The organism is Streptomyces sp. SID3212 (genome assembly GCF_009865405.1).
Classification (GTDB): Bacteria; Actinomycetota; Actinomycetes; order Streptomycetales; family Streptomycetaceae; genus Streptomyces.
The window spans coordinates 1-11,288 of sequence record NZ_WWJY01000850.1; the positions used below are offsets into that span (position 1 = coordinate 1).

Sequence of the window (11,288 nt, forward strand, 5' to 3'; positions counted from 1 at the left end):
CCGCCGTGGTATTCGTCCATCCAGGTCTGGGCGAAGGACCCGTCCTGGATCTCGGCGAGGATCTTCTTCATCTCGGCCTTGGTCTGGTCGGTGATGATGCGGGGGCCGGTGACGTAGTCGCCCCACTCGGCGGTCTCGGAGACCGACCAGCGCATCTTCTCCAGGCCGCCCTCGTACATGAGGTCCACGATCAGCTTCAGCTCGTGGAGGCACTCGAAGTACGCGATCTCCGGCTGGTAGCCGGCCTCGGTCAGCGTCTCGAAGCCCGCCTTGACCAGCGCCGCCGTACCACCGCACAGGACCGCCTGCTCACCGAACAGGTCGGTCTCCGTCTCCTCCTTGAACGTCGTCTTGATGACGCCGGCGCGCGTGCCGCCGATCCCCTTCGCGTAGGAGAGCGCCAGGGCGAACGCCTTGCCCGAGAAGTCCTGCTCGACGGCGGCGATGCAGGGCACGCCGCGGCCTTCCTCGTACTGGCGGCGGACCAGGTGGCCGGGGCCCTTCGGCGCGACCATCGCCACGTCGACATTGGCGGGCGGCTTGATGAAGCCGTAACGGATGTTGAGACCGTGGCCGAAGAACAGCGCGTCGCCGTCCTTGAGCTGGTCCTTGACGGACTCCTCGTAGATCTTGCCCTGGAGCGGGTCCGGGACCAGGATCATGATGACGTCGGCCTCGGCGGCGGCCTCCGCCACCGACACGACGCGCAGACCCTCCTCCTCGGCCTTCGCCCTGGACGTGGAGCCCTCGTGCAGACCGACCCTGACGTCGACACCCGAGTCACGGAGCGACAGCGCGTGGGCGTGGCCCTGGCTGCCGTAGCCGATGACCGCGACCTTGCGGTTCTGGATGATGGACAGGTCGGCGTCGTCGTCGTAGAACAGCTCGGCCACTGGCTTTTCTCCTTGGTGTGCACTTCTGCTTCTGCGTGGTGGTTCGTCGTGCCTTCCCACCGTACGACGGGCGGGGTGAGGCGGGGTCCCGGTCTCGCGATGCGAGCCACGGCCGGGGCCCTTCGCTACCGGGCGCTACGCGCTGCGGTCGAGCGCGCGCAGGCTGCGGTCCGTGATGGACCGGGCGCCGCGCCCTATGGCGATCGTCCCGGACTGGACCAGTTCCTTGACGCCGAACTGCTCCAGCATCTTGAGCATCGCGTCGAGCTTGTCACTCGAACCGGTGGCCTCGATCGTGACGGCGTCGGGTGAGACGTCCACGGTCTTGGCGCGGAACAGCTGGACGATCTCGACGATCTGGGAGCGGGTCTCGTTGTCGGCGCGGACCTTCACCAGGACCAGTTCGCGCTGGATCGCCGCGTTCGGCTCCAGCTCGACGATCTTGAGGACGTTCACCAGCTTGTTGAGCTGCTTGGTCACCTGTTCCAGCGGCAGCCCGTCGACATTCACCACGATGGTGATGCGGGAGATGTCGGGGTGCTCGGTGACACCGACGGCGAGCGAGTCGATGTTGAAGCCGCGGCGGGAGAACAGCGCGGCGATCCGGGCGAGGATGCCGGGCGTGTTCTCGACCAGGACGGAGAGGGTGTGCTTGGTGGACATGTCTGTCTCTCTCGGGCTCTCTCTGGGGCTCTCAGGCTCTCGGCTCTGTCGTCTTCGTCTGTGACGCCTGCTGTCCCGGCGTCAGTCGTCCAGGTTCTCGCCGAAGTCGGGGCGGACGCCGAGGGCGGCCATGACCTCGTCGTTGGAGGTGCCCGCGGCGACCATCGGCCAGACCTGGGCGTCCTCGTGGACGATGAAGTCCACGACGACCGGGCGGTCGTTGATGGAGTTGGCCTTGGCGATCACCGCGTCCAGCTCCTCCGGGGACTCGCAGCGCATCGCGACGCAGCCCATGGCCTCCGCCAGCTTCACGAAGTCGGGGATGCGGGTGCCGCGGCAGACCTCGCCGTCGGAGTCCTTGCCGGAGTGCAGGACGGTGTTGGAGTAGCGCTCGTTGTAGAAGAGGGTCTGCCACTGGCGGACCATCCCCAGCGCGCCGTTGTTGATGATCGCGACCTTGATCGGGATGTTGTTGACGGCGCAGGTGGCGAGTTCCTGATTGGTCATCTGGAAGCAGCCGTCGCCGTCGATCGCCCAGACGGTACGGTCCGGCTGCCCGGCCTTCGCGCCCATCGCGGCGGGCACCGCGTACCCCATGGTCCCGGCGCCGCCCGAGTTCAGCCAGGTGGCCGGCTGCTCGTAGTCGATGAAGTGCGCGGCCCACATCTGGTGTTGGCCGACGCCCGCCGCGTAGATGGTGTCGTCCGGGGCGAGTTGGCCGATGCGCTGGATGACCTGCTGCGGGGAGAGGCTGCCGTCGCCGGGCTGCGTGTAGCCCAGGGGGTACGTGTCGCGCCAGCGGGTGAGGTCCTTCCACCAGGCGCTGTAGTCACCGGTGTTGCCCTCGGTGTGCTCCGCCTGGACGGCCTGGACGAGGTCGGCCAGGACCTCGCGGGCGTCCCCGACGATGGGCACGTCCGCGGCGCGGTTCTTGCCGATCTCGGCCGGGTCGATGTCCGCGTGGACGATCTTGGCGTACGGCGCGAAGCTGTCGAGCTTGCCGGTGACGCGGTCGTCGAACCGGGCGCCGAGGGCGACGATCAGGTCGGCCTTCTGCAACGCGGTGACGGCGGTGACCGCACCGTGCATGCCCGGCATTCCCACGTGCAGGGGGTGGCTGTCGGGGAACGAGCCCAGCGCCATCAGGGTGGTGGTGACGGGGGCTCCGGTCAGCTCGGCGAGGACCCGCAGCTCGGCGGTGGCGCCGGCCTTCATGACCCCGCCGCCGACGTACAGGACCGGGCGCTTGGCCGCGGTGAGCAGCTTGGCGGCCTCGCGGATCTGCTTGGCGTGCGGCTTGGTGACGGGGCGGTAGCCGGGCAGGTCCAGGACGGGCGGCCAGCTGAAGGTCGTACGGGCCTGGAGGGCGTCCTTGGCGATGTCGACCAGGACGGGTCCCGGGCGGCCGGTGGCCGCGATGTGGAACGCCTCCGCGATGGTGCGCGGGATGTCCTCGGCCTTGGTCACCAGGAAGTTGTGCTTCGTGATCGGCATCGTGATGCCGACGATGTCCGCCTCCTGGAAGGCGTCCGTGCCGATGGCCGCGCTGGCCACCTGGCCGGTGATCGCGACGAGCGGCACCGAGTCCATGTGCGCGTCGGCGATCGGGGTGACCAGGTTGGTGGCGCCGGGTCCCGAGGTCGCCATGCACACCCCGACCTTGCCGGTCGCCTGGGCGTACCCGGTGGCCGCGTGGCCCGCGCCCTGCTCGTGCCGGACCAGCACGTGACGGACCCGGGTGGAGTCCATCATCGGGTCGTACGCGGGGAGGATGGCGCCGCCGGGGATGCCGAACACCGTGTCGGCCCCCACTTCCTCCAGCGAGCGGATGAGGGACTGCGCGCCCGTGACGTGCTCGACGGTGGCGGGGGACGGTCCGCCGGTACGGGCCCGCGGCTGCGGATGGTGGGCCCCGGTGGCCTGGTCGGTCATCGGCATTCTCTTCTCGAAGCTGAAGGGGTACGCGAGGGTTTGGGGTGTATCGGTGCAACAAAAAACCCCTCGTGCCGGGAGGCAAGCGAGGGGAGCGCGTCGGGTGCGGTCTGCGGAGCCGGTAGGGGCTCTGCTTCAGCCGACGCGCTTGCCAAGTACGAGAATTCGGGTGCGCATGGCATTGACCCTCCCTCCGGCCCGCCACGGCTGTCAAGTGGGTGGGACGGGCGTCTCATTATTTGAGCGGCTGGCGGGGATGGAGGGGTACGGAATCCGGTCACCGCCCTGCGGGCGCGTGTAGCGGACCGGCAGGGAGCCGCCGCTCAGGACGGGCCGCGGGACGCCGGGGGTGCCCGGGGCGCCGCCGGGCAGCGGGTAGGAGCCACGCACCAGGGCGCGGCGGAGCCGGAACTCGTCGAGCGGTCCGGAGAAGGCCATGCCCTGGCCGTGCGTGCAGCCCATGGCCCGCAGGGCCACCACCTGCTCGGGGAGGTCCACGCCCTCCGCCACGGACTCCAGGCCCAGGTCCCCGGCGATCTTGAGGAGCCCGGTGGTGATCTTGTGCAGCCGGGCGGACTCAACCACCCCGTCGACCAGCCCGCGGTCCAGTTTCAGGATGTCCACGGGGAGGCGGCGCAGGGCGTGGAGGGCCGCGTACCCGCTGCCGAAGCCGTCGAGCGCGATCCGTACGCCGAGACGGCGCAGCGCGAGGAGGCGGTGCTCCAGCTCGTCCAGGGAGCTGCGGGGGTCGCTGTCGGCCAGCTCGATGACGAGCGCCCCGGAGGGCAGGCCGTGGCGGGCGAGGAGGGTCTCCACCGAGCCGAGGGGCAGGGACCGGTCGAGCAGTCTGCGGGCCGGGAGCCGTACGACGACGGGGGCGGGGTGGCCGAGCGCGGTGCGCTCGGCGGCCTGGGCGACGGCCTCTTCGAGCACCCAGCGGCCCAGTTCGGCGGTGCGGTCGCTGTCGTCGGCGACGCGCAGGATCTCGGCGGGGGTGGAGAGGATGCCCTGGGCGGTGCGCCAGCGCGCCTGGGCGGCCACCGAGCAGACCCGGCCGGTGGCGAGGTGCACGACGGGCTGGTGCAGGAGCGCGAACTCGCCGTCGTGCAGCGCGGTGCGCAGCCGGGCCGCCAGCTCCGTCCTGCGGACGACGTCGGCCTGCATCTGGGGCGCGTACAGCTCGACGCGGTCCTTGCCGCCGGCCTTGGCGCGGTACATGGCGAGGTCGGCGTTGCGCATCAGGTCGGTGGGGGTGATGCCGGGCTCGGCGAAGGCGACGCCGATGGAGGCGGCGACCCGGACGTCGTTGCCCTCGATGCGGTACGGCTGCGAGAGCTGGAGGCGCAGCCGGTCGGCGATCTCGTGGACCAGGTACTCGCGGGCGGTCTGGTCGTCGCCGCCGTCGCCGAGGACGATCGCGGCGAACTCGTCGCCGCCGAGCCGGGCGACGGTGTCCTCGGCCCGGACGGAGTCCTGGAGGCGGCGGGCGGCCTGGATCAGCAGCTCGTCGCCGACCTGGTGGCCCAGCCGGTCGTTGACGCTCTTGAAGCCGTCGAGGTCGATGAAGAGCACGGCCGTGCCGGGGTCGCTGGCGCGGCGTCCGGAGAGGGCGAGCCGGACGCGCTCGGTGAACAGGGCGCGGTTGGGCAGGTCGGTGAGCGGGTCGTGCTCCGCGTTGTGCTGCAACTGCGCCTGGAGGCGGACCCGCTCGGTGACGTCACGGCTGTTGAAGATCAGCCCGCCCTGGTGGCGGTTGACGGTGGACTCCACGTTGAGCCAGTCGCCGGTGCCGGACTTGAAGCGGCACTCGATCCGGGTCGTGGGCTCCTCCGTGGGAGGCGCGGCCAGAAATCGCCGTACCTCGTGATGGACCCGGCCGAGGTCGTCCGGGTGGATGATCGTGGCCAGTTCGGCGCCGACGAGGGCCTCGGCGTCGCGTCCGTAGACGCCGGTCGCGGCGGGGCTGACGTACCGCAGGGTGCCGGAGGGCGCGGCGATCATGATGACGTCGCTGGACCCCTGGACCAGGGAGCGGAAGTGGTTCTCCTTCTGGGCCAGTTCGTGGGTGAGCGCGATGTTGTCGAGGAGCATGATGCCCTGCCGTACGACCAGGGCGAGCACGACCGTACAACCGGTGAGGACCACCACCCGGTCCACCCGGCGGCCCTCGATGACGTTGTAGAGGATCCCGAGCGTGCAGACGGCGGCGGCGAGGTACGGCGTGAGCGCGGCCAGGGAGCCCGCGATGGGGCGGCTGGAGGGGCGGACGGGCGGGGCGAGGGAAGGGACGGGGGGCGGCGGGTCCGGCGCCGGGTCCACACCGCGGCGCACGCCCCAGGGCGCGTACGCGAGGAGGAGGGAGCCGGCGAACCAGCCCGCGTCCAGGAGCTGTCCCGAGCGGTACGTGGCCCGCAGCAGCGGCGAGGTGAACAGGGCGTCGCACAGCACGGTCAGCGCGAGGGCCGCGATGGCGGTGTTCACCGCCGAGCGGCTGCCCGTGGAGCGCCGGAAGTGCAGGGCGAGCACCATGCTGACGAGCACGATGTCGAGCAGCGGGTAGGCGAGGGAGAGGGCGGCCTGGGCGACGCTCTCGCCGCGGAAGTGCGCGTTGTGCGCGAGGGCGAGGCTCCAGGAGAGGGTCAGCAGCGAGCCGCCGATGAGCCAGGAGTCCAGGGCCAGGCAGACCCAGCCGGCCTTCGTGACGGGGCGCTTGGCGAGGACGAGCAGGCCCACGATGGCGGGCGGCGCGAAGCAGAGGAAGAAGAGATCGGCGAGGGACAGGCCGGGCACGGGGCGGTCGAGGACCACTTCGTACCACCCCCAGACGGCGTTGCCGCAGGAGGCCATGGCGGAGGACAGCGAGAAGAGCAGCCAGGCGGGGCGGAAGCGCCGGTCGCGGCCCCGTGCGTAGAGGAAGCAGGAGACGGCCGCGATGCCCGCGGCGAGGCTCAGTCCGAAGTCACCCATTATCAGGGCCAGTTCCGGGGATCCCCAGCCCAGGGCGGCGCCCGCGGCGTAGCCCCCGCAGATCAGGGCGAGGAGGAGCTGGGCGACGAGTCCCGTACCGAGTCCGCCCGGGGTGGGCCGGTGGGCGGGGAGCACGCTCTCGGCGCTCACCGGAGCGTCCCGGGGAGCGTCGCTGTCACCGCCGCGGATCCCGGGCCGTGCGGGGCGGGGATCGGGCCTTCGGTACGCGGCGGGGCGTCCTGAGGTCGCCGTCGGCGGCCCTGCCGCGTCGGATGGTCGGTCCATCGGCCGTACATCGCCCGTCGCCCCCCTCGCTGTCAGATCTCTCCCCGCGTCGCACCTGCGCGCGTCGCGACCCCCAGATCGGGACGATACACCAGTCTCGTCACTCAGGGACATAGCACTTCTACTCTCCGTCACCAGCGGGGGAGTTGCGAGTACCGGGTGTATCCACGAAGCGGCCGGTCCGGGTCAGTCGCCTGTCGTGTGCACCACGTTGTGCGGTTCCTCCCCCGCCACGAACCGGGTCAGCTGTCCGGCGAGCAGCCGCTCGGCACGGGGCAGGAAGGCGGAGGTGGACCCGCCCACGTGCGGACTGATGAGAACACCCGGAGCATGCCAGAGCGGATGCCCCGGGGGGAGCGGTTCAGGCTCGGTCACGTCAAGTGCGGCCCTGATCCTTCCGCTTTCCAGCTCCCCGAGGAGCGCCTCGGTGTCGACGACGGCGCCGCGCGCCACGTTCACGAGGAGCGCGCCGTCCTTCATCCGGGCCAGGAAGTCCGCTCCCGCCAGGCCCTTCGTCTCCTCGGTGAGCGGGGTCGAGAGGATGACGACATCCGCCTGCGGGAGCAGGGCGGGCAGCGCGCCGAGCGGATGCACCTCACCGCGCTCCGTGGCACGGGCGGAGCGCGCGACGCGCGCCACCCGCGCGCACTCGAAGGGCGTGAGCCGGTCCTCGATCGCGGCGCCGATCGACCCGTACCCCACGATCAGCACCGACTTGTCGGCGAGCGAGGGGTAGAAGCCGGAGCGCCACTCCTCGCGCTCCTGGCCCGCCACAAATCCGGGAACCCCCCGCAGGGAGGCGAGGATCAGGGTGAGGGCGAGTTCGGCGGTGCTGGCCTCGTGGACGCCCTTCGCGTTGCACAGCCGTATGCCGGCGGGCAGCGCCGCGAGGCCGGGCAGCACGTGGTCGGTGCCGGCCGACAGCGTCTGTACGACCCGTACGGACGTCATCCGCGCGAGCGGCCGGACCGCCACCTCCGCGCCCTTCATGTACGGGACCACGTAGAAGGCGCAGTCGGCGGGATCCGCGGGGAAGTCCTCCGCGCCGTCCCAGTGGACGTAGCGCGGTCCGGCGGGGAGCCCTTCGATCCCGTCCGCCGGTATCGGGAGCCAGATGTCTGAAGTCATGGCCAGGAGGCTATGCGACGGCTGTCCGGAGCCGCCGCCGGCGGGGTCCGCCCCCCGGCGGGCCGGGCGGGCGATGGGGTTAGCTTGTGGGCGGAACGAGAAGGGACACGGCGGTTGGAGCGCAGGACCATCGGTGCGGCGGCCCTCGACGTGGGCGCGATCGGGCTCGGCTGCGCGCCGATGAGCTGGGCGTACACCGCCTCGGAGCAGCGCGGCGACCGGTCGCTGCGCGCCGTGCACGCGGCGCTGGACGCCGGTACGAGCCTGCTCGACACGGCCGACATGTACGGGCCGTTCACCAACGAGCTGCTGCTGGGGCGGGTGGTGGAGGAGCGGCGGGACGAGATCTTCGTCTCGACCAAGTGCGGTCTGCTGGTGGGCGACCGGCATCTGGTCGCCAACGGCCACCCCCGGTACGTGAAGCGGGCCTGTGACGCCTCGCTGCGGCGGCTGCGGACCGACGTGATCGATCTGTACCAACTGCATCGCGCGGACCCGGAGATACCCGTCGAGGAGACGTGGGGGGCGATGGCGGAGCTGGTGGGCGCGGGGAAGGTACGGGCGCTCGGGCTGTGCGCGGTGGAGGCGGGGCCGACGGCGTCGCGGGCCTTCCGCCGGGGTGCGCGGACGCGGCCGTACGAGGCGACCGTCCGGCAGCTGGAACGGGTGCAGCAGGTCTTCCCGGTGAGCGCGGTCCAGGCCGAACTGTCCCTGTGGTCGCCGGAGGCGCTGGAGCGGCTGCTGCCGTGGTGCGAGGCGCGGGGGGTGGGGTTCCTGGCGGCGATGCCGCTGGGCAGCGGCTTCCTGACCGGGACGCTCACGCCGGGGCAGGGCTTCGAGCCCGACGACGTACGGGCCAGGCATCCGCGGTTCACGGCGGAGATGATGGCCGCGAACCAGCCGCTGGTGGCGGGGATACGACGGGTCGCGGAGCGGCACGGCGCGACCCCGGCGCAGGTGGCGGTGGCGTGGGTGCTGGGGCGGGGGCCGCACGTGGTGCCCGTACCGGGGACCAAGCGGGCGGAGTGGGCGGTGGAGAACGCGGGCGCGGCGGGGCTGGCGCTGACGGCGGCGGATCTGTCGGAGCTGGCGGCGCTTCCGGCGGCGCGGGGGTCCTGGGACTGAGGGCGGGTCCAGGGACCGGACCGGACCGGGGCGGCAGTGCGGGGCGGCGGTGCGGGGCGGGAGTGCTGGGCGGCGGTGCGGGGCGGGACGGCGGTGTAAGAACGGCCGGCGGTGTAAGAACAGTAGGTACCGCAGCGCTCACCCGCCGAAGGGATCAGAACCGTGCAACGTTCAGCAGTGACGGCCGTATGGGCCGCTGCCGTGCTTCTCGTGGCCACCGGATGCTCCTCCGACGGCGGTGACGGGCAGCGGACCGGCCGGATCCCGCTCCCCGCGCCCACCACGAAGGGCGCGTCCGCCGGCGCGACGGCCGGGGCGCCGTCCACCGGCGCGGAGGCGAGCGAGTCGGCGGCGCCCGCGAAGGGCTCGGCGAAGGTGGTGCGCACGCTCACCGAGGGGCTCAAGTCGCCGTGGGGCCTGGCCGCCCTGCCCGACGGTGACCTGCTGGTCTCCTCGCGGGACGAGGGCACGATCACGCGCGTCGCCGCGGCCGGCGGCAAGCAGACGGTGATCGGCTCGGTGCCGGGCGTCTCGCCGGACGGTGAGGGGGGTCTGCTGGGCATCGCGCTCTCCCCGTCGTACGCCTCGGACCACCTCGTGTACGCGTACTTCACCACGGAGTCCGACAACCGCATCGCGCGGATGCGCTACGACGACACGAGGCCGGCCGGGGAGCAGCTGGGCGCGCCGGACACGGTCCTGCGGTCGATCCCCAAGGGCACCATCCACAACGGCGGGCGGATCGCCTTCGGCCCGGACAAGATGCTGTACGCGGGCACGGGTGAGACGGGCGAGACGGGCCTCGCGCAGGACATGAAGTCGCTGGCGGGCAAGATCCTGCGGATGACGCCGGACGGGGATCCCGCGCCCGGCAACCCGGTGCCTGACTCGCTGGTGTACTCGCCGGGCCACCGCAATGTGCAGGGCCTGGCCTGGGATTCCAGGAACCGGCTGTGGGCCGCGGAGTTCGGGCAGAACACCTGGGACGAGCTGAATCTGATCGAGCCGGGGAAGAACTACGGCTGGCCGGACGTCGAGGGGAAGGCCGGGAAGGCGGGGTTCGTGGACCCGGTGGTCCAGTGGCGGACGAGCGAGGCGTCCCCGAGTGGGATCGCCTACGCGCGGGGCTCCATCTGGATGGCCGGGCTGCGTGGCGAGCGGCTGTGGCGCGTTCCCCTGGACGGACGGGAATCCGCGGCGGCGCCCCAGGCGTTCTTCCAGGGGCAGTACGGCCGTCTGCGCACGGTGCTCGCGGTGGGCGGCGACAAGGTGTGGTTGGTGACCAGCGAAACGGACACCAGGGGGACACCGCAGCCGGGGGACGACAAGATCCTCCAGCTGGAGGTCTCATGACTACCCGTAGCGAGAAGGTGGACCGTCCGTGTTCAACATGATCGAGCAGCTCTTCGCACCCGGCCGCAAGCACACGACCGAGGAGCAGAAGCGGCTGGAGCTGAGCCGGGTCGACGTCGACGCGAACGACCCGGGGCGGGGACCGATAGACCTCGCCTCGGGGAAGGTGACGATACGGGTCCCCGGCGAGCAGGCCGGGGAGACCAAGCAGGCGGAGCAGACCGAATCGTCGCAGCCGTCCGACGCGTCCGGCCCCTCTGCGGAGCCGCCCGGCCCGTCCGCCTCGTCCGAGAAGTGAGCCAGAGCACGGGAGTGCCCGGTTCTACGGACCTCAGGCCGCCGGGTCGCTGAAGAGGCGCAGCCGGTGGGCCGTGGCGGCGGCCTCCGTGCGGCCCGAGACGCCGAGCTTTCCCAGGATGTTGGAGACGTGCACGCTCGCCGTCTTCGGCGAGATGTACAGCTCCTCGGCGATCCGCCGGTTGGTGTGGCCCGCGGCGACCAGGCGCAGGACGTCCTGTTCGCGCGGGGTCAGGCCCAGCGCCCGTACGGGATCGGTGTCCGGGCCCGTGAGGGCGGCCCGGCCGGGATCGGCGTCGAGGGCGATACGGGCCCGGGCGGCGAGCTGTTCGGTCTCCTCGGCCAGCGGGCGGGCGCCGAGGCCGGCGGCGAGGGCGTGGGCCCGGGCCAGCGGGCCGGCCGCGGCCGACCGGTCGGCGTGGGCGTCCAGCAGGGCGGCGGCCCAGCCGCACTGCGCGAGCGCCGTCTCGTAGGGCCGCCCGGCCTGCTCGAAGGCGACGGCCGCGCGCCCCCACAGGTCCGGGTTCGTACGGCCCTCGGCGCGCGCCAGCTCGGCGTCGAGCAGCAGACCGTACGCCTGCCAGACGGGCACGATCGTCGGCAGCCGCTTGGCCTCGGCCCGTACGGCGGCCAGGGTCCGCGCCC

9 protein-coding genes are annotated in these 11,288 nt (G+C 72.1%); 3 read left to right on the forward strand and 6 right to left on the reverse strand.

The window, feature by feature from the left end; all coding sequences use genetic code 11:
• The 5 genes from ilvC to GT042_RS25760 form a co-directional block, all read right to left on the reverse strand.
• The coding region (gene ilvC / locus GT042_RS25740) for a ketol-acid reductoisomerase (protein WP_161311116.1) at positions 1-893 on the reverse strand (893 nt) is incomplete at its 3' end.
• Positions 894-1,028: 135 nt separating this feature from the next.
• Positions 1,029-1,556, reverse strand: coding sequence for an acetolactate synthase small subunit (ilvN, locus tag GT042_RS25745; RefSeq protein WP_161311117.1), 528 nt, complete (start codon positions 1,554-1,556; stop codon positions 1,029-1,031).
• Positions 1,557-1,637: 81 nt separating this feature from the next.
• A complete protein-coding gene (locus tag GT042_RS25750; protein WP_161311118.1) occupies positions 1,638-3,488 on the reverse strand; it encodes an acetolactate synthase large subunit in 1,851 nt (616 codons plus the stop codon).
• A 210-nt stretch (positions 3,489-3,698) separates the two neighbouring features.
• Positions 3,699-6,605 carry an EAL domain-containing protein gene (locus GT042_RS25755; RefSeq protein WP_161311119.1) on the reverse strand — a complete coding sequence of 969 codons (2,907 nt, stop codon included), beginning with the start codon at positions 6,603-6,605 and terminating at the stop codon, positions 3,699-3,701.
• Between the two features lie 321 nt (positions 6,606-6,926).
• Entirely contained in the window at positions 6,927-7,868 is a 942-nt protein-coding gene (locus tag GT042_RS25760; protein ID WP_161311120.1) for a 2-hydroxyacid dehydrogenase, read from the reverse strand.
• Between the two features lie 114 nt (positions 7,869-7,982).
• Here GT042_RS25760 and GT042_RS25765 point away from each other — a divergent pair, with 114 nt between their 5' ends.
• The 3 genes from GT042_RS25765 (at position 7,983) to GT042_RS25775 (ending at position 10,644) form a co-directional block, all read left to right on the forward strand.
• Positions 7,983-8,993, forward strand: coding sequence for an aldo/keto reductase (locus GT042_RS25765; RefSeq protein WP_161311121.1), 1,011 nt, complete (start codon positions 7,983-7,985; stop codon positions 8,991-8,993).
• Between the two features lie 162 nt (positions 8,994-9,155).
• A complete protein-coding gene (locus tag GT042_RS25770) occupies positions 9,156-10,346 on the forward strand; it encodes a PQQ-dependent sugar dehydrogenase (RefSeq protein WP_345943916.1) in 1,191 nt (396 codons plus the stop codon).
• A 28-nt stretch (positions 10,347-10,374) separates the two neighbouring features.
• Positions 10,375-10,644: a DUF6191 domain-containing protein gene (locus GT042_RS25775; protein ID WP_161311122.1), complete on the forward strand. Its 270-nt coding sequence runs from the start codon at positions 10,375-10,377 to the stop codon at positions 10,642-10,644.
• A 33-nt stretch (positions 10,645-10,677) separates the two neighbouring features.
• Here GT042_RS25775 and GT042_RS25780 read toward each other — a convergent pair.
• The coding region (locus GT042_RS25780; protein ID WP_161311123.1) for a response regulator transcription factor at positions 10,678-11,288 on the reverse strand (611 nt) is incomplete at its 5' end.